Source organism: Armatimonadota bacterium (assembly GCA_031459855.1).
In the GTDB taxonomy this organism is placed as follows: domain Bacteria; phylum Sysuimicrobiota; class Sysuimicrobiia; order Sysuimicrobiales; family Humicultoraceae; genus Fervidifonticultor; species Fervidifonticultor primus.
Window position 1 is genome coordinate 2,997,770 of the sequence record JAVKHP010000001.1, and the last position, 20,586, is coordinate 3,018,355.

A 20,586-nucleotide genomic window follows, 5' to 3' on the forward strand; every position below is an offset into this window, starting at 1 on the left:
GCGCCACACACGAATCGGCCCGGCGTCGCCGGGCCGCACGGCTCACTCCACGGGCTCTGTCGGGGAGTTCGTCGGCGCGCCGGTCCAGTCCTCCCCCAGGCCCAGCGCGGCTGCCAGCGCGGGCAGCACGCGGGCCGCGTCGTCGCAGACGACGACCGCTGCGCGGTGATCGTAGGGCGTGGGGTCGCGGTTCACGATGAGCAGCGCCCCGCCCGCATCCAGGGTCTCCTGGGGCAGGGAGGCGGCAGGCATGACCTGGAGCGACGATCCCACGACGAGCATCAGGTCCGCGGCGCGCGCGAGCGCCGTCGCCGCCTCCCACGCGTCCGCGGGCAGCAGATCTTCGAACAGCACCACGTTGGGCTTGAGCACCGCGCCGCACCGGTCGCACCGGGGGAGCCGGTCCTGGTCCAGGGCCGCCACCACCACGGCGATGGGCCACAGCCCCCCGCAGCGCGGGCAGACCGCCTCCCGCAGGTTGCCGTGCAGTTCGACGACCCGCGCCGACCCCGCGGCCTGGTGGAGCCCGTCGACGTTCTGCGTGATGACGGCCCGCAGCCGGCCCGCGCGTTCCAACGCCGCCAGGGCGCGGTGGGCGGCGTTGGGCGCGGCGTGGCGCAGCCGGTCCAGCCGCTCGCGGTAGAACCGGTAGAACCGCCGGGGATCGCGTTCGAACGCCGACCGCGACGCCACGGTCGTCGGATCGACCGTGGCCCACAGGCCCTGGGGTGAGCGGAAGTCCGGCAGCCCCGACGGCGTGCTGATCCCCGCGCCGGTGAACGCCACGGCCGCGCGCGCATCACGGAGCAGGGCCACTGCCTTGTGCAACGTGTCTGCGTTCGTGGTCACGCCGGCGGTTCGTCGTCGCGCTGACGCCGCAGCCGTGCGATGTAGAGCCGGGCGGCCGCCTCCATGGAGGCCGCGCGGGCTGCGGCCTCCGCCGGCTCGTCGATGCGCCAGCGGTCCGCCGCGTCGTACTCCGCGTCCTCGGCCACCACCTCGGGCGGTGGCGTCCGCCGCACCAGGGCCACCACCGCCGCTGCCAGACGCACCGCCTGCTGCTCGATGGCCGGCACCCGCCGCAAGGTCACCTCGGCGAGGAACGCCGCAAGCCCCACGACGGCCAGCGCGGGCCACGCCGGCTGCGGGCGACGCGTCGGCCGTCCAGGGGGCGCCAGTGCCTCGGCGGGTTGGCTCACGATCCGCGCGCCGGCCGTCTCGACGATCTGCGAGAACAGCGCGCGGTTGAGACCGACCTGGCGGAGCTCGGGCGAGTAGGGAATGGCCACGGCGCGCGCCGTCCGGCCCACGGGCCGCGCCCCGTCGAAGGCCGCGACGGTCACCACGTAGGCGCCGGGCCCCGGCAGGGGCAGCGACGCCTCGTACCAGCCCGGCTGGGTCTGCTCGAGCTGCACGCGCACGGTCGGCGCGCCCTCCCCGGCCAGGATGGCCTGCGCCGCCCAGGTCACGATCGGCGTGCCATCCGCGGCCCGCGCGTCCAGGACCACGCGCACGCGGCTCCCGTCGGTGTCCACGTGCGCGTCCAGCGGGCCCGTCGTGGCGGCCGCCGCCCAGCGCACCAGTTGCGACCAGAACCGGGGGGTGGCCGACCACGCGCTCCACTCGGCCGTCCAGCGAAAGCGCGCGTCGGTGGTCACCGCTACGGCACGGCCGAGCCCATACGCCCACAGCGCGACCAGCGGATCGTCCTGGTGCGAGAGCACCGCGACGTCCGCGGCGGGCTTGGGCGCGGTGGCCAGATACCCGCGCAGCGGCGGCAGGCTCCTGATGCCCGCCAGCGCCGCGGGCGCGCCCACCAGGCGCGGGGTGAACCGCTCCTCGATGACGGAGGCCCGCGTGGCGAGCATCGCCTCGGCGGTCAGGATCTGTGGGATGCTGTAGAGGTCGCGGGCCACGTAGGCGCGCCCCCGCCCCCAGGCGGCGATGTTCCGCATGATCTCGACGTCGGCGTCGCGGCCGATGGCCACGGTGCTGACGGTCATCCGCTCGTCGGCCATCGACGTGGTCAGGGTGCGGAAGTCGCCCGGATCGGTCTGCCCGTCGGAGAGCACGATCACGTGCTTTACCCTGGCCTCTGCCCGGCGCAGGGCGTCGCGCGCCGCAACCAGTGCCGGGTAGAGGTTGGTCCCACCGCCGGCCCTGATGCGGGCTACCGCGTCCAGGATCTCGGCGCGTCGCGCGGCTGGCGTCAGTCCCACCAGCCAGCGCGGCTGCTGGTCGAACGCGATCACCCCCACCAGGTCTCGCTCGCCGAGCAGGTCGATCACCGACTGGGCGGTCTCCTTGGCGAGTTCCACCTTGGCCAGCTCGGGGCCGAAGGCGCCCATGCTCCCCGAGGCGTCCAGCACCAGCACGATCGCCATGGATGGCATGGCCAGCCGGTGGCGCACGTCCATGCTGACCGGGAGGGCCTCCTCCAGGGGCGTGTCGGCGTAGCCGCCGATGCCGAACGACTGCTGGCCCGCCACCGCGACCAGCCCACCGCCGGCGCCCACGTAGTCGCGCAGCGCCATCATCTGCTGCGGGGTCAGGCGATACGCGGGGACGTCGTCCAGGACCACGGCCGCGACTTCCTGGTAGGCGTCGGGCGAGGTGGGCAGCTGCGTGGGGATGACGCGCCGCACCTCGAACCCCTGCCCGCTCAGCAGGTCGGCCAGCGGCCCCGGTGGATCGCCGGCGTAGAGGACGAACGGCCGGCCCTGCACGGTCGCCAGGGCGAAGGCCCGGTTGTTCGCGGGCTCGCCGTCGGGCTCGGCGTCCACCGCGGCGTCGATGCGCAGCAGGCCGGTCCGGGTCGTCACCGGCTCCAGCTCGACCTGGGTGCGGCCCGGGGGCACCTGCAGCTCGCGCACCAGCAACACCGTGTCCCCGCCGCGGACGCGCAGCGTCGCGTGGGCAGGGGCTGTGGCGCGCAGCGTGACCGCGACGGGGATGCGCTCGCCCAGGGCCACGACCGGCGGGACGCGCACCTCCTCCACGAGCACGTCCGGACCGGGCGCGGACGCCACCGGGACGAGCGCGAGCTCCACGCCGCGGGCGCGCGCGGCGTCCAGGGCCGGCGGCAGGTCGCCGGCCGTGGCGTTGCCGTCGGTGAGCAGCACGATCCGGCCGCGGTGTCCTTCGGGGATCGCGGCCAGGGCGCGCTCGATGGCCGCTGCGATGTTCGTCCCGTCAGGACGCGGGCGCGAGGCCAGGGCGAGCCGCGGCTCGGCGGACGGCGCCTCTTCGAGAACGGCGTCGGCGCCAAACGTCACCAGGCCGACGCGGTGGTGGGGGCCTGCCTGGGCGCGCACCGCGTCCAGAAACGCGCGGATCGTCCGGGTGCCGTCGGGTCCGATGCTCTCGGAACGGTCGACCGCCAGCACGACGGTGACCTCAGGGGTGGCCGTCAGCAGTTCCAGCCCGCCTGCGGCCAGGGCCAGGGCGACGACGGCAGCCACCCGCAGCGCCACCAGGTGGCGCCGGGGCCTGCGGCGGCGCGCTGCGAGCACGATCACGGGCAGGACGAGCAGCGCCGCCAACAGCGTGGGGGCGGCGAAGCGAATCACCGGGCCCCCCTTCGCAGGCGCGCCTGCCCGACCAGCCCGTGGCGTGGCAGCGAGCGGATCCACACCACCCACTCCAGCCCCAGCAGCACCGCGGTCAGCGCCAGCAGCGACGGTACCAGACTCACCTGCGCCACCTGCGGGCTCCCCGGCGAGGTCGCCGGGGGCGCCGGTGGCGGCGCGGCGGCCACGGCGCTCTCACGGGCGTCCACGGCCGCCACGACCCACACACGCTCCCAGCCGCCCGTGCGCACCCGCCAGGCCCCCACGCGGTCGAGCGGCGGCAACACGAACCGGCCGTCGCGGGCCTCGAGATCGATGGCCTGGCCGTCGGGAGCCACCAGGCGCGCCTGTGTCCATGGACCGGCCGGCAGCACCGGCTGCGTGCCCGCGCCCACTTGCCCCCCACCGGTGAGCCACTCGAGCGCGTTGGCCACCAGCACCGGGAACGCAGGGTGCACGGCCAGGTCGGCAACCGACGGGTCGAAGGTCAGCAGCACCACCCGCAGTCCCGCGCCGTCGAACGCCCACACCAGGGGCGTCTCACCCTCGATCAACACCGCACCGCCGTGCGGACGCACAGCCAGGGCCTCGGGCACCCGCGCGCCGCGCAGGTCCACCAGTCGCACGACCGGGTGCGTGGACGCCACCGTCTGCACAGCCTGCGGGCCGGCCACGCCTGTGACCTGCAGGGGCAGGTTGGGCGCGACGCTGCCCACCAGCAGGTAGGCGCCCGGCGGCAGCGGCGCGGGCACGGGCACGCGGTCCAGCACGATCACCGATGCTCTGCCCCACTGGTCGGGCGACGCCTCGCGGGCGTGCTCCACCCCGCCGGTCGGTGCGGCAGCCAGCGCCGCGGCCAGGATGGGACTGCCCTCGCCGACGACCAGCACCCGGGGCCGCCCCGCGGTTCCTGCCACGAGCGCTGCGCGGTCGTCCGCAGCCAGCACGTCGGCCCCCTCCAGGGCGGCCGTCACGACGCCCGAGGTCTGCCCGAGGTCCACCAGGACCGTGCGGGGCGCGCCCGGGGTAAGCTGCACCCGGTGCGTCCCCAGCACCCGAGTGCCCGCACGAACGACCAGCTGCCGCTCGGCGGGCGCGCCGAACGCCTCCAGGCGCACCATGAGGTACGTGCGCCCGCCCGGACCGGTGCGCGCCCGCACGGCGGTGATCCCTGCGTTGGGCCCGCCGCGGCCCACCCGGTGCCACACGACGCCGGGTGTGCCCGGCGGCGTGTCGCTGAAGAGGTGCACGACAGGCGGGCGGCCGCCAGCGCGCATGCTGGCGGCCAGCGCCACCGCCTCGTCCACGCCGCCGGTGGTATCGGTCGCGCGCACGCCGTCGATGGCCGCGCGGGCCGCAGCCCGGTCGGTGGTGAACTCCAGCAGCAACCGCGATCGTCCTGCCGCGCTCACCACTGCGGCCGGCTGTCGGGGGCCCAGCCCGGCCAGCACCGCCAGGGCCGCCGACCGCGCGGCTGCCAGGCGCGACGGCGCGACGTCGGTGGCCTGCATGCTGGCCGTGGCGTCGAGCACCAGCACGACCGCGTCACCGGCGAAGCCACGCAGCGCCACCAGCGGCCGGGCCAGGGCCAGGATCACTGCGGCGATAGCGAGCACCTGGAGGAGCAGGAGGATGCTGCGTTCCAGCCGGCGCACCGGCAGGCGCGCCACGAGGTCACGGGTCGCGCGCTCCCACAGGAGCGTGCTGGAGACCACGCGGGGCTCCCGGCGCGCGCGCAACAGGTAGAGCAGCACGACCAGCGGGATCAGCAGCAGGCCCCACAGCGCCGCGGGCGCGCCCAGCACCATCAGGCGATCAACCCCCCCACCCGCAGGTAGCGCAGCACCAGGTCGTCGAACGGCACGGACGTGGTCGCGCGCAGGTACTCCACCTGGTGGCGCAGGCAGAACTGCTCGATCTCGGCGAGGTACCGGTCGCGCGCCCGCCCGTAGGCGTCCAGCGCGGCGCCGTCCAGCGTGATCTCCACGGCGCGGCCGGTCTCGCTGTCCACCAGGCGCAGGTCGCCTTCCAGCCGGGGGTGCAACTCCTCGTCGGCCAGCAGGTGGATGACGTAAGGCTCGAAGCGGTGGTAGTGGGCCAGGCGCAGCCCGTCGGCGAACCCGCCGGGCAGCAGCAGGTCTGAGATGACCACCAGCACGCCACGCCGCCGCGTGCGCAGGGCGTACGCGCGCAGGGCCGCCGCCAGGTCGCTGGGGCCTTCGGCGACGAGTCCGGCCAGGAACTGGAACAGGACCAGCGCACCGCCTCGGCCCCGCCGTGGCGCCAGCACGCGCACGGGCCGGTCGGCGAAGGCCACTGCGCCGACGCGGTCCAGGTTGGCCAGCCCGATGTAGCCGAGCGCCGCCGCCACCCGCGCCGCGTACTGGAGCTTGGGTGGCTGCCCCCAACCCATGGAGCGGCTGACGTCGACGAACAGGTGGACGGTGATGTCCTCTTCCTCGCTGAAGAGCTTGACGAACAGGCGGTCCAGGCGCGAGAAGATGTTCCAGTCGATGTACCGGAAGTCGTCGCCCACCTGGTACGATCGATAGTCGGCGAACTCGACCCCCCGGCCCAGAGTGCCGCTGCGCCGCTCGCCGCGCAGGCCACTCCGGTAGAGCCGGCGCGAGAGCAAGGTGAGGCGCTCCAGCCGCGCGATGAACTCGGGCTCGAGGAGCAGGGGGGCCGTCGCCATCGCCGCCCGCGGGTCAGTAGGGCACCGACGCCGCCGGGGACGCCGGCACCTCGTCCAGGGTGGCGCGGATGACCTCGTCGGGGTCGATGCCCTCGGCCTCGGCCTCGAAGTTCAGGATCACCCGATGGCGCAGCGCGGCCAGAGCCAGGGCCCGCACGTCGTCGGTGCTGACGTTGACCCGCCCATCGACGAGCGCCCGCACCTTGCCCGCCAGCAGCAGCGCCTGCGCGCCGCGCGGACTGGCACCGTAGCGCACGTACCGGCGGACCATGGCGCTGGCCGCCTCGTCGCGCGGGTGGGTGGCGCGCACCAGCCGCGCCACGTATCGCTTGACGTGCTCGGCGACGGCCACCTCGCGGGCCAGCGCCTGCATGGCGCGGATCACGGCCGCGGAGGCCACCACCCGCACCGGGGGCGGCGCGGGGCCCGTGGTCCGGTCCATGATCTCCACCAAGTCGTCCACCCCGGGGAACTCTACCTTCAGCTTGAACAGGAACCGGTCGACCTGCGCCTCGGGCAGCGGATACGTGCCTTCCATCTCGATGGGGTTCTGCGTGGCCAGGACCAGGAACGGTTCCTCCAGCGGATAGGGGCCGCCTGGCGCCGTGACGGTGCGCTCCTGCATGGCCTCCAGCAGCGCCGACTGGGTCTTGGGCGTGGCCCGGTTGATCTCGTCGGCCAGCACGATCTGCGAGAAGATCGGCCCACGCTGGAACTCGAAGAACCGCCGTCCGTCGGCGTCCTGGTGGATGACGTTGGTGCCGATGATGTCGGCGGGCATGAGGTCCGGCGTGAACTGGATTCGTGAGTAGCGGAGGTCGAGCGCGGCCGCCAGCGTCTTCACCAGCAAGGTCTTGCCCAGCCCCGGGACGCCCTCCAGCAGCACGTGCCCGTTGGCGAGCAGCGCGATCAACACGTGCTCGACCAGGGCCTCGTGCCCCACGATGACCCTGTGGATCTCCTCCCGCAGCGCCGTGTAGGTGCGGCGAAACGTCGCGGCGTCCATCGGTCGTCCCTCCTCCGTGCTCCCTCCGCCCTGGACTGAGCGTGGCCTGAGGGCCCCTCGACGTCCTCCCTCGGGCGGACACCTCGTCCGCGGCCGGGCAGCGTGCTCAGCGCTGCGCGGCCAGAGCCTCGAAGTACCGGCGGACGATCTCCCGGTATTCGGGCGGAATGCGCCAGCGGGCCATGTACCGGTCGGCCTCGGCGCGCGCCGCCCGCAGGGCCGGCCCCTGGGGCGCGCGGACCTGGGCGGCGCGCCCCGGTCCGAGCAGGTCCGAGGTCGTCACGCGGCCCTCGCCCTGCAGTCCGCGCAGGCGGGACGTCTGCTTGTCGGCCGTCAGCCGCGGGGTGCGTTCGCCGAGTTTCTCGGCCGGTGCGCCCTGGCCCGGCGTCGTGCCCTGGTTGGGCCCGGGCGGCGGTGGCACCCCGTCGGGCAGCTGGCTCTCCTGGGGCGGCCGCGTCCCCGGCGCGACCGGATCGGGGTGCGCCGCAGCCTGCGGCGCCTGCTCGGGGTCGTCGACCGGCACCGGCCGGCCGCGGGCGATCTGCTCCGACGACCGCCGGAGGTCGCGCTGCGCCTGCTGCAGGCCCTCCTCGTCGGCCAGCATCGCGCGCAGGTCCTCGAGGTCCGTGGCGCTCTGGTGCAGTGTGCGTCGCGCCGCGGCGACGTTGCCGGCGTCGAGCTGGCGCTGGGCCTCGGCGGCCTGCGTGCGGGCGCGCGCCGGCACGTCGCCCTCATCGCCACCCCCGGCCAGCGCGGCGAGTTCCTGGAGCAGCGCCCGTCGTTCCTCGGGCGACCGGCTCTGGGCGAGACGCTCGGCGATCTCCCGGATCTGCCGCAACGTGCGCTCCGCTGCGGCGCGGCGCCGAAACAGCTCCGCGGGCCGGTCGGTCGGCGCCGGCGCCTGCCCGGCCAGCTCCGCCGTCCGGCGCTGCACCTGCCGGCGCGCGGCCTCCACCTGCCTGGCCAGGGCCTCGAGCCGCGCGAGCGCGTCCTGGCGCTCCACCCGCTCGCGTTGCAGGCTCTGACCCAGCGCGCGCAGCGACGGCGCGAATCGCCGCGTCACCCGCGCCCGGTCCAGCCGCGCCTGCTCCTCCAGCATCTGGGCGCGATGCTCCAGCCGTCTGCCCTCGCGGCGGATCGTCTCCACGACCGCGCGCGCCGGGGTACCGGGCACCGTGCGGCCTGCCAGCAACACCTCTGCCGCGGCAGCCAGCAGCGCGACCGCCACCGCCAGGGCCATCAGCCCGGGCGGCCGTACCGGCAGCCCCTGCCGCAGGTCCAGCGCCGCAGCCGCGCTGGCCGCGTCGGCGATCACCGCGTCGGTGAGGGCCGTGGGCTGGTGCCGGCCCGTCAGTACCTCCACGGCCGTAGCCAGCCGGTCGGCGCACCCGAAGCGCAGGTCCACCACCTGGGCGGTCAGGTGCGGGGAAGGACGCCACAGGCGCGCCAGCAGCCCGGCGAGTAGCGTCCCCGCGGCGAGCCCGCCCGCGGCGAGCGGACCCACGGGTACGGCGAGCGGCACGACCGTGCGCGCGAGCGCCAGCAGGAGGGCGAGGCCGGCCGTGGCCACGGCGACCCTGCCGCCCCACTGCCACGCGCGGCGTGCGGCCAGCCGCCGCCGCGCCTGCTCGACGACGTCCCGGACGACTTCAGGCTCCATCGCGCACTCCCCCGTATCGGTGCCGCGCGGTCACGGTCAGGATGAGCCGGTCTCGGCGCGCGCGGCGCGCACGTGCGTGCCGATTGCGAGCGCGCCGACCCCTGCCAGCGCGGCGTAGCAGGCCGCCACCACCAGCGCTGTCGCGGGTCCGCCGCCGCCGACCAAGCGGTCGAGGACGCGGATGGGGTTGAGCAGTGACCATGGCCGCGGGAGCAGGGCCGTCCCCACGAACAGGGCGCCGAGCGCGCTCCAGTGCACCAGGCTCCGGGTGAACTCCGAGGCGATGCGGCCCGACAGCCAGGCTCCCCAGGCACCGGCTGCCGCGCCGACCGTCGCTGTGAGCACGCCCGCCCAGACCACGATCGCCAGCGCCGCACCGCGCAGCGCGACGGCGAACACCACCACGGGCAAGGCGATCAGCACCAGGTAGAGGGCGTACAGCGTTCCGGAGAGTGCCTTCCCGGCGGCGATGGTCCTGACGGGAAACGCCGAGAGCACGAGGTCGGGAACGCCCTTCTCGCCGTCGGCTGCGACCTCGCCCGAGGCGAACGCCGAGGTGAGGTAGGTCACCGCCACCAGCTGGGCCGCCAGCAACGCCAGCACAAGGTGGGCGTCGCGCAGCTCGAACCGTCCGACCTCCGGCGGCAGCGACAGGAACAGGAACGCGCTGCAGAGCACCAGGTAGAGCGTCTGCAGCGTGCGGCCACGGGACGAGCCCAGCCGGGCGCGCAGGTCGCCGCGGGTCACAGGATTCAGGTCTCGCGTGACGACCCCCCCGGCCCCGCCGGGCCAGCCGGCGCGGTCACCCGGCAGGCCCGCTGCGCAGGCGGCTCAGTCGGCCACACCCAGCGGCGCCAGCACGAGCTGCCAGGGCACCTCGACGCGGCCGTTCCACCGGAGGCTGAACGCCGGATCGCGCATCCAACCCAGCAGCCAGGCCGGGTGTGCCTTGAGTATAGCATCGGACTCCAGCAGGGAGAACGCCCACACCAGCAGCGCGTGGTTGGGCTCCGTGCGGGCCAACCGGTCCCGGGTGGTCCACCGGGATGCGTCGAGCGCGAGCACCGCGCGCCCCGCCACTGCCGGCAGGGGATGCACACGGCCGGTGGCATGGATCCATGCGCGCTCCAGCCGGAGGCCGTTGGCCAGTTGGATGACGGCGCGCGTGTACGCGCGATCGATGGTCCCGCGCACGCGCCCGGAGCCCATCGCATGCACCACCAGCCGCGCGCTGTCGGCCCCGATCACGTCGGCGCCGTCGGGACGCCTCACCACGGTCAGGCCGATCGGCGTCGCCGGTCGCACCAGTGCGCCGGCGGCCAGGTGCAGGACGTAGGTGCTCCCCGGCGCGGCCACGGTACGCACGACGGCGAGCACACGCGCGCTGTCGGTCCCGGGCAGGTGCTCCACCACGACCGACGCCACGGGGCCGGACGCGGCGCGGCGCGCGATCCCCGCCAGCACCAGGGCACCGGCGGCGGCCAGGAGCGTCACCGCGCACGCGGTGAGCAGTCCCAGTGCCCCGCGCCCTGCCGCCAGGGAGCTCAGCCGGCGCACCGCCACGATGTAGGCCAGCACGAGCGCCGCGGCGCCTACCTGGACCTGCAGCGGCAGCGGCCTGGCCGGGGGTAGCGTACCCTCCAGCTCTGGTGGCACCGCGGGGGCCGCCGCCTGCAGCATCGCCCCGGGCGCGCCACCCACAGCGTCCGCAGGCGTCGGGCGACTGCCATCCCACTCCCACAGGACCACGTGGCCACGGCCGCGCACGGCCCACACCACGCGGGCGCCGGGAGGCCCATCGACCCGCGCGCCGGCCACCGGCCGCACCACGATCTCGCCGCGCGGTCCTGTCCGGACCACCGCCGGCAGCAGCGGGCGCAGCGTGGGGCCCGCAAGCACCCGCACGTCGTCGTCCGACGGCATGGCCACCAGCCGCCCCCCGGCCAGCACCCACTGGTGCAACGCGCGGCGCTGGTCGTCGTCGACGCGGCGCTCGTCGAGGTCCCGCACGACGACGAGGCGCACCGCCTCGTAGGCCTGCCACACCGGCGGGAGGTGCTCGGCGGGCAGGTAGACCACCTCCGCGCGCGCCGCCCCGGCCAGCCATCGCGCGCCGTTCAGCGGCGCGCGGGACAGGGCCAGCACGACCTCGTCCACCGGACGCAGACGGGGCAGCGCAACGCGCGCGAGGTGACCGCCTCCGGCGTCGTCGAGGGTGAGGACGCCGGGCGCCCGCGCGTTGTGGAACACCGCGGGCAGGAACACGCGGACGGTAGCGCCGGGACCCGCGCGCACCGGCACGGCGTACCGCGTGGCCACCCCGCCGGCCGGCGACGCGGTCGTGACGGTGAGCGTGCCATCCAGCCCCTGCGCCGGCGCCACGACCTCGACCCACACCGGTGTCCACGCGCCGGTGCGTGCGCGGCCATCGAACCCGACCGTCACCGTCACGATGCTGCCACCTGCGGCCGCACGCGACGGCGCGGACGCGAGCAGCGCGACGGTGGCCGCCAGCACAAGGCGGCGCAGTACCGCCCTGCAGGCTGAGGGGCTCAGCGAGACGACGGCGCGGACGACGACGGTGCGCCGGTCGACGACGTCCCGGTGTCCTTGGCGGACCCGCCGGTCGACGTGGCGGACGCGCCGTCACCGTCGGCGCGGGCGGGCTTCCGGTAGTCGGTCGTGTGGAACCCGCTGCCCTTGAAGATCAGGCCCACCGACGAGTAGACCTTGCGGGTCTCCCCGCCGCACCGCGGGCAGACCGGTGCCGGTCCGCCCACGGGCTGGTACTGCTCGAATTGGTGGCGGCACTGGCTGCAGCGGTACTCGTACACGGGCATGGCGGATCCTCCAGCAGTGCACCTGCCCCGCCGGTAATAGCGGGTCAATCAACGGTACTTATTATGCGCGCCCCCGCACGGGCAGTGTCAATCCCGCGCGATGCGCGCCAGCCAGACCGGACCCGCCAGCGCGCCCGTGTTCGTGCCGTAGGCCAGGTAGCCGTCGTCGGGCGCCCACGCCAGCGCGAGCGCCGCCCCTGGATCGGGGAACTCGAGCCGGTAGGTGAGCAAACGGCGCGCGGGCCCACCGGGCGTGGTGACGAAGATCTCGGCGTGGCCGTCGTCTACCAGCACGGCGTAGGCCAGCTTGTCGCCGGCGCGCGCCCACGCCAGCCCGGCGATCCGCGGCGCGGGCGCCGAGACGGCGCGCATGGCCGATCCGTCCGGCCGTACCACGAACACCTGGTCCCCACGGTCGGCGGCGGCCACGAACGCCACCCAGTCACCGCCCGGGGCGAGCGCCACCTCGCGCGCTGGCGGGTCGCGCCGCTGCAGCAGCCGCACGTCGGGGTAGGCGATGCGCACCTTCCACCACTCGGCGCTGCCCCCGGTGCCCTCCAGCGGCACGAACAGGTACAGCGCGTCCGGGAACCACCCCAGGCCGGCGATCGGACGCGGCGGGGTCCACAGCACGTGCCGCAGGACGTTGCCGGCCGCCCCGGTCCACCACAGCTCGAAGCGCGGCGGCTGCCCCGGCACGCGCACCACAGCCGCCAGCCGGTCGCCAACCGGCGCCCACGCCACCGCGGTCACGGGACCGGGAAGCGTCACCCGGCGGCGGCCACTGCCGTCCGGGCGGACGACCCACAGGTCGCCACGGTCGACGTAGGCCAGCGCTTGCGCCACCGGCGCCCACGCCGCCGCGGTCACCACCTGGCCGGGCGCCACCCGCACGGCGGCGTCCCCATCGACGCGCTGCACCCACAGGCCGTCGCGCGCGCCGAAGGCGAACCGCCGGCCATCGGGCGCCCACGCGACGGGGCTCAACGCAGACTGCTGGGTGGCGCGGGTGACCCCCTCGACCCGCAGGAACGCCAGCCCCACGGGCGGGCGCTGCCGGCGCACCTCACACCCGGTGGCCAGCAGTGCCACCGCCGCCAGCGCCGCTGCGGCCCGGCGCACTGCCGGCCGGTCACCAGACCGGGTGCAGGCCGCTGGCGAGTTCCTGGGTGAGGGCGGTGATGTTGGCGAACTCGTCGTCGAGCACCTCGCGCACCCTGCGCTCGACGATCCGGCGTCGCGCGTGCCGGGCCAGCACCACCTGGGCGGCAGCGACCTTCGGCTCGTCGATGGGCGCGCCGATCTGGCTGAGCATCCAGACGTAGACCTCGCGGATGCCCGGCACCTCGCGGTGGATGCGCTCGGCCGCCTTCTTGGTGAGGATCGTGTAGATCTTGCCCACGTGCGAGACGGGGTTCTTGCCCGCTGCGGCCTCCGTCCCCATGGGCCGGTTCAGGGAGATCAGGCCGTTCACCCGGTTGCCGCGGCCCACCTGGCCCGAGTCCCCGCTCTCGGCAGAGGTACCCGTCACCGACAGGTACATGCCGCCCAGCCCGCGGCTGGGCGCATCCAGCGTGTTGAGGTCGAGCTGCACCGTCTTGAACTCGGTGCGGCCGTTGAGGAAGCTCATGATGGCGTCGCGCAGCATGCTCTTGCGCTGGAAGTATGTCTGCTCGCTGTCGATGAACCGATCCACGAACGCCACCGCGGCGGTCAGGTGCAGCGCGTCGCCCCGCCGGTAGCCCATCACCTTCACGTCCTCGCCCACCTCCGGGAACTCTTGCTTGAACTCGCGGCCGTTCAGCAGGCGCTCGACGTCCAGCACCACGCGCTCGGTGGGCGAGAGGGGGGCGAACCCCACGGCGGCGGACGTGTCGTTGGCCACGGGGCGATCCCGCTGGAAGATGTCCACCAGTTCGGGCGAGCCCGGCTTGATCTGCACGTCGTAGACCACGTGCCGCTCGGGGTCCACGAAGCGCAGGTTGTCGCGGATCCAGGCCTTGGCCGTGCGCACCGCGATCTCCTCCACCGGCACCCGGCGCCCGTCGCACACGGCCGTGGCGCGGTCGCCGAAGATCAGCCGCATCGGCTCGGTGACGACGCCCCCGCCCAGCCGCACGTCGGCGCTGCCCGCCACCAGGAACGCCTTGTCGATGTTGTGGTGGAGGACCCGCCCGCACGCCCGCAGGTACTCGCGGCTCAGCTCCACCGAGACCTGCTCCATGATCGCATCGCAGATGGAGTCGGGGTGGCCGATGCCCTTGCGCTCGACGATCTCCACCTGCTGCTCGGGCACCGGCGTCCTGGTCAGGATGTCCACCACGATGTTCCGCATGGGCCCCTCCTGTGCACCGTCCGCCACGCGCCACACTATAGCAGACCCCGCCGGGGCGTCCAAGCACCGTCCGCGGGCGCCCGTGCGGTCACCACCAGCGGGGCGTGCGCCGGCGCCGGGCGAAGACGCCCACCAGCGCCATGCCGGCGACGAAGCCGCCGATGTGCGCCCACCACGCCACCGTGGTCACCCCCGGCGCGCCCAGCGCGGCCATGCCCTGCACCAGCTGCAGCAGGAACCACAGCGAGAGCACCAGCAGGGCCGGGAGCTCCACGAACCGGATGAAGACCCCGACGACCATCAGCGACAGGATCGACGCCCGCGGGTAGAGCACCAGGTAGGCGCCCAGCACGGCGGCGATGGCGCCGCTGGCGCCCACCAGAGGCACCGGCGAGGTGGGCTGCGTCGCCACGTGGGCGAGCCCGGCGAGCACGCCACTGGTCAGGTAGAACACCAGGAACCGCCCGTGCCCCATGGCGTCCTCGACGTTGTCCCCGAAGACCCACAGGTAGAGCATGTTGCCGCCCAGGTGCATCCACGAGCCGTGCAGGAACATCGAGGTGACCAGCCCGCGGGCGCCCGCCAGGCCCGCCGTGACCTCCGCCGGCACCGCGCCGTAGCGGAGGAAGAAGGCCGTTCGCACCGTCTCGCTCTCCAGCCCCACCGTGTAGAGGAAGACGACGACGCACGTGGCGATGAGGGCGTAGACGACGATCGGCGTGGACCGGGACGGGTTCAGGTCTCGCAGGGGGAGCATCGCCTAGGCTTCCCAGCGGGCTTCGTCCACGCCCTCGATCTCCCCCAGCGCCACCAGGACGTCGCCCCGGGTGACCCTGGCCGGCAGGCGCAGCGTCATGTCCAGCGTCACCCGATCCTCGGTCTTGCCGGTGAACTCCACGCGGTCGATGTTGACGCCCAGCAGGCCCAGGGCGGTGCCGATCTTGCCCAGTTGCCCGGGGACGTCGGCCATCTGCACGACGCAGTGGCCGATCCCGCGCCGGGGCAGGAAGCGCTCGACGCTCTTCATCAGCGTGAGCACCACGATGACGATGGTGGTGGCGCCCAGCGCGCCGGCGTAGTAGCCGATCCCGCACGCCGTGCCGATGGCGGCCACGGTCCACAGCGTCGCGGCCGTGGTCAGGCCCTGCACGCCTCCGCCGGTGCGAAAGATGGTCCCGGCCCCCAGGAAGCCGATACCGACCACGACGTTGCTGGCCACCCGGGCCGGGTCGGCGCCTGTGCCGAAGAAGCCGGCGGTGGACAGCAGGGCGAACAGCGCGGCGCCGACGCAGACGAGGATGTTGGTGCGGAACCCGGCGGGCTTGTCGACGCTCTCCCGCTCGAACCCGATGACCCCGCCCAGCGCCACCGCCAGGACCAGGCGCGCCAGCGCTTCCCACCACGGGATCATGCCGGCCCCGAGCCTGCCGCGGTGGTGCCGGTGCCGCTCCCGGCGGCGGCGGGCGTCGGTGCGGCGACGCCGTACCGCTCCCGCGCCACCCGCCAGACGTGCGCCATCAGCTCGTCGACGAGCCGGTCCTCGGGCAGGCTCGCCACGATCTTGCCGTCCTGGAAGATCAGGCCCATGCCGCGGCCGCAGGCGATGCCGAGGTCGGCCATGCGCGCCTCGCCTGGCCCGTTCACCGCACACCCCATCACGGCGACCTTCACCGGCGCCGGCACGTCCCGCAGCCGTCGTTCCACCTCTCGCGCGATCTGGATGATGTCGACCTCGGCGCGCCCGCACGAGGGACACGCCACGAACTGCACCCCGCGGGTCCGCAGGCCGAGGCTCTTGAGGATCTCGTACCCGGCGCGCACCTCCTCGACGGGATCGGCGGCCAGCGAGACCCGGATGGTGTTCCCGATGCCACGCGCCAGCACGGCGCCGATGCCCACCGCCGACTTGATGCTGCCCGCCCAGGCGGTGCCCGCCTCGGTGACGCCCACGTGCAGCGGGTAGGGCACCAGCTCGCTGATCATCGTGTAGGCCTCGATCATCATGGGCACGTCCGAGGCCTTGACCGAGATGACGATGTCGTGGAAGCCCAGGTCCTCCAGGACCTTGACGTCCTCCATCGCCGAGTCCACCAGCGCCTCGGGGCACGGCCGCCCCCACTTGCGCAGCGTGGCCTTGGCGAGCGACCCGATGTTGGCCCCGATGCGGATGGGCACGCCGCGCGCGGCCGCTTCGCGCGCGACGATGCGCACGCGCTCGCGGCTGCCGATGTTGCCGGGGTTGAGGCGCAGCTTGTGGACGCCGGCCTCCAGCGCCGCCAGGGCCAGACGGTGGTCGAAGTGGATGTCGGCCACCACGGGCAGGGGGCTGCGCGGCGTGATGGCGGCCAGGGCCGCCGCCGCCTCCCGGTCGGGGACGGCCAGCCGCACGATCTCGCACCCCTCGGCGGCCAGCTGGTAGATCTGCGCCAGGGTGGCGTCCACGTCCCGCGTGTCGGTGATGGTCATGGACTGCACCGAGACGGGTGCCTGGCCCCCGATCTCGACCTTCCCGACCCTGACGGTGCGCGTCTGCGTCCGGTGCATCGGTCCGCTCCCCTACTCGAAGAGCCGCCGGAGGTCGCGCAGGGTCACGGTGGCCAGCAGCAGCAACAACAGCGCGAGGCCCACGGTGTGCACCAGCCCCTCGCGCCGGGCGTCCAGCAGCGGCCGCCGGCGCACGGCCTCGGCGACCAGGAACGCCAGCCGGCCGCCGTCCAGCGCGGGAATCGGCAGCAGGTTGAAGAACCCGATCAGGATGCTGAACTGGGCGGTGATGTGCAGGAAGACCTGGAACCCCAGCGCCGCAGCCTGCCGGAGCTGGTCGCCGGCGGCCAGCGGTCCGCCGAGGTGCTCGAGGAACCGGCCCTCGCGAATCAGGCGCTCGACGATCCCGGCCAGCACCACGATGTAGTGCCCCGTCTGGCGCACGCCCCACACCAGCGCGGCCGCAGGATGGAGGCGGGTGAAGATGGGGTCGGGCGCGAACCCGATGCGGCCTACGCCGCGCGCGGGATCCAGGCGGGGCGTGACCGCCACGGTCAGGGCCTGATCGCCCCGGTGCACGTCCAGCACCAGCGTCCGGCCCACGCTGCGGTTGATCGTCTCGATCAGCTGGTCGGTGCCCATGGGCTGACCGTCGATGCCGACGATGCGGTCGCCCGGCCGGAGCCCGGCGGCCTCTGCCGGCCAGCCCGCCTCGAGGCTGCGCACCCGGGTGCTGGTGGCGACACCACCGGTGACCGCCGCCAGCGTCAGGATCAGGACCGCCATGGCGAGGTTCATCAGCGGGCCCGCGGCGATGATGGCCATGCGGGCGCCCACCGGCTGAGCCTGGAAGCTGCCCGCCCCCGCGCCGCCCTCCTCACCCTCCATGCGCACGTACCCGCCGAAAGGCAGCAGGTTGATCGCATACCGCGTCTCGCCGCGGGTCCAGCTCGCCAGCGCCGGCCCGAACCCGATGGCGAAGGCGTGCACGCGCACGCCGGCACGCTTGGCCACCAGGAAGTGGCCCAGTTCGTGGAAGAAGATCATGGCGCCAAAGGCCGCCACCGCGGCCAGCACGTCGGGCACCGCCGTCACCTCGTCACGCGGGCGGTCCGGGCGGCCTCCTCCCGCGCCCAGGCGTCCGCGGCGACCACGGCGTCCAGGGTCGGCGCAGGGCGTGGGGTGTGCCGCGCGAGCACCGCGCGCACCGTCTCCACGATCTCAGGGAACCGAATGGTCCCGGCCAGGAACTGCGCCACGGCCACCTCGTTGGCCGCGTTCAGCACGGCGGGCGCGGTCCCCCCCGCGCGCAGCGCCTCCCGGGCCAGGTCGAGGGCGGGAAACCGCGCGGGGTCCGGCGCCTCGAAGGTCAGCGCCAGGCGGTGCCAGTCCAGCGGCGCCACCAGGCCGGGGCGGCGCCGTGGCCCGGTCAGGGCGAACTGGATCGGGCCGCGCATGTCCGGCCGGCTCACGTGGGCCAGGACCATGCCGTCGGCGAACTCCACCAGGGCGTGCACGATGCTCTGCGGGTGGATGAGGACGTCGATCTGTTCCGGGGCGACGTCGAACAGCCACCGGGCCTCGATGATCTCCAGCCCCTTGTTCATCAAGGTGGCCGAATCGATCGTCACCTTCTTCCCCATCTTCCACGTGGGGTGCGCCAGCGCCTCCTCCACCGTGACGCGCCACAGGTCGTGCGCGGGCCGCCGCAGGAACGGGCCGCCCGAGGCGGTCAGGATCAGGCGTCGGAGCCCGGCGCGGTCCTGGCCGAGCAGGCACTGGGCGATCGCGGCGTGCTCACTGTCCAGTGGGAGCAGCCGGGCGCCCGACCGCGCCGCGGCGGCAGCCACCAGGTGCCCGCCCGCCACCAGCGCCTCCTTCGTGGCCAGGGCCACGTCGCGCCTGGCACCCAACGCGGCCAGCGTGGGCGCCAGGCCGGCGATGCCCACCACCGCCACCAGCACCAGGTCGACGCCGTCCAGCAGCGCCAGCGCGGTGGCGGCCTCCGGGCCGCACAGCACGCGCGTGCCGGCCGGAACGGCGTCGCGCAGTGCCGCCCCCGCCGCAGGATCCTCGACCGCGACCGCCCGCACGCGGAACCGGCGCGCCTGCTCGGCCAGCAGCGCGTGGTGACGCTGCGCGCCCAGCCCGACGACCTCCACGTCGCCGAGCGCCGCGGCCACGTCCAGCGCGGCGCGGCCGACGCTGCCGGTGGAGCCGAGCACCACGAGCCGCCTCACCGCATCCACCCCACGAGATAGTACCCGACGGGAATCCCGAACAGCACCGCATCGAAGCGGTCCAGGACGCCGCCGTGGCCGGGCAACCAGGCACCCGAGTCCTTCACGCCCGCGGTGCGTTTCAGCGCCGATTCCCACAGGTCGCCGACCACGCCGGCGCCCGCCACCAGCAGGCCGCCCACGGCACCCATCGTGGCCGGCCATCCCACGAGACCGCTCGTCGCCACGGCCACGGCCGCGGCAACCGCCAGGCCGGCGACGAGCCCCTCGATGCTCTTGCCCGGGCTCAGCGCCGGCGCCAGACGCCGCCGGCCCCACCGCAGGCCGACCAGGTACGCCGCGACGTCGCCGGCCCACACCACGGCCAGCAGGCCGAGCACGGGCCCCGGTCCATAGGCCGCCCGGGCCAGCACGAGATATGCGAACAGCATGCCCACGTACACCGCGCCCAGCACCGCCGCGCCTGCGTGGGCGAGCACTGCGGTCCGGCGCGCTGGCACCAGCCCTGCCGCCGCGGCGGCGGCCAGCAACGCGACGACCAGCGTGCCCGCATGCGCCCACAGTCCCCACGCTGCCAGCAACGGAAACCCCAGGCCCCCGCCAAGCACGCTCCCGGGGGGATGCAACCCCGCGGCGCGCGCGAGCCGCGCGTACTCGGCCAGCGCTGCCGCCACCAGCACCAGCACCGTCGCCAGCAGGACGTGCCCCCCGGCCCAGACGGCCGCGACCAGAAGCGGCACGCCCAGGGCGACGGTGGCAACCCGCGCGGGCAGCGCCCGGTCGGGCCACGTCCGCGCGCTAGTCACGGAGGGCGCCGAAGCGGCGCTGCCGGTGCTGGTAGTCGGCAATGGCCGCCAGGAGGTGGTCGCGGTCGAAGTCGGGCCAGAACACGTCGGCAAAGTACAACTCGGCGTAGGCCGCCTGCCACAGCAGGAAGTTGGACAGGCGCTGCTCCCGGCCCGTCCGGATCAGCAGATCGGGGTCGGGCAGGCCGGCCGTGTAGAGCGCGCCGGCCACTGCCGCTTCGTCGATCTCGTCGAGGCGGCGGTGGCCCGCACACACCTCCGCCGCCAGCTGCCGCACGGCGCGCACGAGCTCGGCCCGGCCCCCGTAGTTCAGGGCGATGTTGAGCACCATGGCCTGGTTCTCGCGGGTCAGCTCCTCGACCTGCGCGATCTCCCGGCGCAGCGCCGGCGCCAGCCCGTCCAGGTCACCGACGACCCGGACGCGGATCCCGACCCGGTGCAGCTCGTCGGCCTCCTCCAGGAGCGCCTCGTGGAGCAGGCGCATCAGCGCCTCCACTTCCTCGGGCGGCCGCTGCCAGTTCTCGGTGGAGAAGGCGTACAGCGTCAGCACCTGCACGCCCAGCTCGCGACAGGCCTCGACGGTGCGCCGGATCGCCTCCCGGCCGGCACGATGGCCCTCGGACCGCGGCAGTCCCCGCGCGCCGGCCCACCGCCCGTTGCCGTCCATGATGATGGCGACGTGGACGGGCACCCGGGTCCGGTCGATCGCGACCGAGGTGGCGTCGGGGCGGGCGTGGCTCACGCGCCTCTGGGCCGCGGTACGTACCGCTCGTGGACGACCACGAGCCGCGCCGTCCCGCTGGCGAACGTCTGCCGCACCACGCGCAGCGGGCCCACCAGCTGCACGTCCGGACGCGGCGGCCGCGTCTCGCGCACCTCCACGGCGTAGCCCTCGGCCTCGAGCAGGGCGCGGGCCTGGTCCAGCGACTGGCCGAGCAGGTCGAGCATGCC

General features: G+C 74.7%; 19 protein-coding genes. All 19 read right to left on the reverse strand.

Features of this window, described 5'->3' with window-relative positions:
• Positions 1–42 precede the first annotated feature (42 nt).
• The 19 genes from QN157_13850 to QN157_13940 all read right to left on the reverse strand — a co-directional run bounded on the left by QN157_13850 (position 43) and on the right by QN157_13940 (position 20,583).
• Positions 43–849: an NAD-dependent protein deacylase gene (locus QN157_13850; protein MDR7556673.1), complete on the reverse strand. Its 807-nt coding sequence runs from the start codon at positions 847–849 to the stop codon at positions 43–45.
• Positions 846–3,569 carry a VWA domain-containing protein gene (locus QN157_13855; protein ID MDR7556674.1) on the reverse strand — a complete coding sequence of 908 codons (2,724 nt, stop codon included), beginning with the start codon at positions 3,567–3,569 and terminating at the stop codon, positions 846–848. Before QN157_13855 ends, QN157_13850 begins: the two co-directional genes overlap by 4 nt.
• Positions 3,566–5,377 (reverse strand): VWA domain-containing protein, encoded by a 1,812-nt coding sequence (locus QN157_13860; GenBank protein ID MDR7556675.1) that lies wholly within the window; start codon positions 5,375–5,377, stop codon positions 3,566–3,568. Before QN157_13860 ends, QN157_13855 begins: the two co-directional genes overlap by 4 nt.
• On the reverse strand, positions 5,377–6,264 hold the full coding sequence (locus QN157_13865; GenBank protein MDR7556676.1) for a DUF58 domain-containing protein: 888 nt from the start codon (positions 6,262–6,264) through the stop codon (positions 5,377–5,379). The genes QN157_13860 and QN157_13865 overlap by 1 nt, the downstream gene beginning before the upstream one ends.
• Positions 6,265–6,277: 13 nt before the next feature.
• Positions 6,278–7,270 (reverse strand): MoxR family ATPase, encoded by a 993-nt coding sequence (locus QN157_13870; protein MDR7556677.1) that lies wholly within the window; start codon positions 7,268–7,270, stop codon positions 6,278–6,280.
• A 106-nt stretch (positions 7,271–7,376) separates the two neighbouring features.
• On the reverse strand, positions 7,377–8,930 hold the full coding sequence (locus QN157_13875) for a hypothetical protein (GenBank protein MDR7556678.1): 1,554 nt from the start codon (positions 8,928–8,930) through the stop codon (positions 7,377–7,379).
• 36 nt (positions 8,931–8,966) lie between these two features.
• Positions 8,967–9,677: a hypothetical protein gene (locus QN157_13880; protein MDR7556679.1), complete on the reverse strand. Its 711-nt coding sequence runs from the start codon at positions 9,675–9,677 to the stop codon at positions 8,967–8,969.
• A gap of 84 nt (positions 9,678–9,761) precedes the next feature.
• The gene (locus tag QN157_13885; GenBank protein ID MDR7556680.1) at positions 9,762–11,381 is read right to left on the reverse strand and encodes a hypothetical protein; all 1,620 of its coding nucleotides are present in this window, start codon (positions 11,379–11,381) and stop codon (positions 9,762–9,764) included.
• Positions 11,382–11,482: 101 nt separating this feature from the next.
• Positions 11,483–11,770 carry a zinc ribbon domain-containing protein gene (locus QN157_13890; GenBank protein MDR7556681.1) on the reverse strand — a complete coding sequence of 96 codons (288 nt, stop codon included), beginning with the start codon at positions 11,768–11,770 and terminating at the stop codon, positions 11,483–11,485.
• A gap of 87 nt (positions 11,771–11,857) precedes the next feature.
• A complete protein-coding gene (locus QN157_13895) occupies positions 11,858–12,892 on the reverse strand; it encodes a hypothetical protein (GenBank protein MDR7556682.1) in 1,035 nt (344 codons plus the stop codon).
• A 10-nt stretch (positions 12,893–12,902) separates the two neighbouring features.
• Complete coding sequence (locus QN157_13900; protein MDR7556683.1) at positions 12,903–14,105, reverse strand: methionine adenosyltransferase; 1,203 nt, start codon at positions 14,103–14,105, stop codon at positions 12,903–12,905.
• 88 nt (positions 14,106–14,193) lie between these two features.
• Positions 14,194–14,862 carry a rhomboid family intramembrane serine protease gene (locus tag QN157_13905; protein MDR7556684.1) on the reverse strand — a complete coding sequence of 223 codons (669 nt, stop codon included), beginning with the start codon at positions 14,860–14,862 and terminating at the stop codon, positions 14,194–14,196.
• Between the two features lie 3 nt (positions 14,863–14,865).
• Positions 14,866–15,516 carry an MgtC/SapB family protein gene (locus QN157_13910; GenBank protein ID MDR7556685.1) on the reverse strand — a complete coding sequence of 217 codons (651 nt, stop codon included), beginning with the start codon at positions 15,514–15,516 and terminating at the stop codon, positions 14,866–14,868.
• Complete coding sequence (gene ispG, locus QN157_13915; protein MDR7556686.1) at positions 15,513–16,649, reverse strand: flavodoxin-dependent (E)-4-hydroxy-3-methylbut-2-enyl-diphosphate synthase; 1,137 nt, start codon at positions 16,647–16,649, stop codon at positions 15,513–15,515. Before ispG ends, QN157_13910 begins: the two co-directional genes overlap by 4 nt.
• Before the next feature lie 12 nt (positions 16,650–16,661).
• Positions 16,662–17,675 carry a M50 family metallopeptidase gene (locus tag QN157_13920; protein ID MDR7556687.1) on the reverse strand — a complete coding sequence of 338 codons (1,014 nt, stop codon included), beginning with the start codon at positions 17,673–17,675 and terminating at the stop codon, positions 16,662–16,664.
• A 5-nt stretch (positions 17,676–17,680) separates the two neighbouring features.
• Positions 17,681–18,829, reverse strand: coding sequence for a 1-deoxy-D-xylulose-5-phosphate reductoisomerase (dxr, locus tag QN157_13925; GenBank protein MDR7556688.1), 1,149 nt, complete (start codon positions 18,827–18,829; stop codon positions 17,681–17,683).
• Complete coding sequence (locus QN157_13930) at positions 18,826–19,635, reverse strand: phosphatidate cytidylyltransferase (protein ID MDR7556689.1); 810 nt, start codon at positions 19,633–19,635, stop codon at positions 18,826–18,828. The genes dxr and QN157_13930 overlap by 4 nt, the downstream gene beginning before the upstream one ends.
• Positions 19,628–20,377: an isoprenyl transferase gene (locus tag QN157_13935; GenBank protein MDR7556690.1), complete on the reverse strand. Its 750-nt coding sequence runs from the start codon at positions 20,375–20,377 to the stop codon at positions 19,628–19,630. Before QN157_13935 ends, QN157_13930 begins: the two co-directional genes overlap by 8 nt.
• Positions 20,374–20,583: a hypothetical protein gene (locus tag QN157_13940; protein ID MDR7556691.1), complete on the reverse strand. Its 210-nt coding sequence runs from the start codon at positions 20,581–20,583 to the stop codon at positions 20,374–20,376. The genes QN157_13935 and QN157_13940 overlap by 4 nt, the downstream gene beginning before the upstream one ends.
• Positions 20,584–20,586: the final 3 nt, after the last annotated feature.

What these genes read in the sequence shown, in the direction of transcription:
- QN157_13860 (MDR7556675.1), bottom strand. Translation starts at nt 5,377, where the DNA reads ATGGTGCTGGGCGCGCCCGCGGCGCTGTGGGGCCTGCTGCTGATCCCG.
- QN157_13870 (MDR7556677.1), bottom strand. Translation starts at nt 7,270, where the DNA reads ATGGACGCCGCGACGTTTCGCCGCACCTACACGGCGCTGCGGGAGGAG.
- QN157_13900 (MDR7556683.1), bottom strand. Translation starts at nt 14,105, where the DNA reads ATGCGGAACATCGTGGTGGACATCCTGACCAGGACGCCGGTGCCCGAG.
- QN157_13910 (MDR7556685.1), bottom strand. Translation starts at nt 15,516, where the DNA reads ATGATCCCGTGGTGGGAAGCGCTGGCGCGCCTGGTCCTGGCGGTGGCG.
- QN157_13875 (MDR7556678.1), bottom strand. Translation starts at nt 8,930, where the DNA reads ATGGAGCCTGAAGTCGTCCGGGACGTCGTCGAGCAGGCGCGGCGGCGG.
- QN157_13890 (MDR7556681.1), bottom strand. Translation starts at nt 11,770, where the DNA reads ATGCCCGTGTACGAGTACCGCTGCAGCCAGTGCCGCCACCAATTCGAG.
- QN157_13905 (MDR7556684.1), bottom strand. Translation starts at nt 14,862, where the DNA reads ATGCTCCCCCTGCGAGACCTGAACCCGTCCCGGTCCACGCCGATCGTC.
- QN157_13940 (MDR7556691.1), bottom strand. Translation starts at nt 20,583, where the DNA reads ATGCTCGACCTGCTCGGCCAGTCGCTGGACCAGGCCCGCGCCCTGCTC.
- ispG (MDR7556686.1), bottom strand. Translation starts at nt 16,649, where the DNA reads ATGCACCGGACGCAGACGCGCACCGTCAGGGTCGGGAAGGTCGAGATC.
- QN157_13865 (MDR7556676.1), bottom strand. Translation starts at nt 6,264, where the DNA reads ATGGCGACGGCCCCCCTGCTCCTCGAGCCCGAGTTCATCGCGCGGCTG.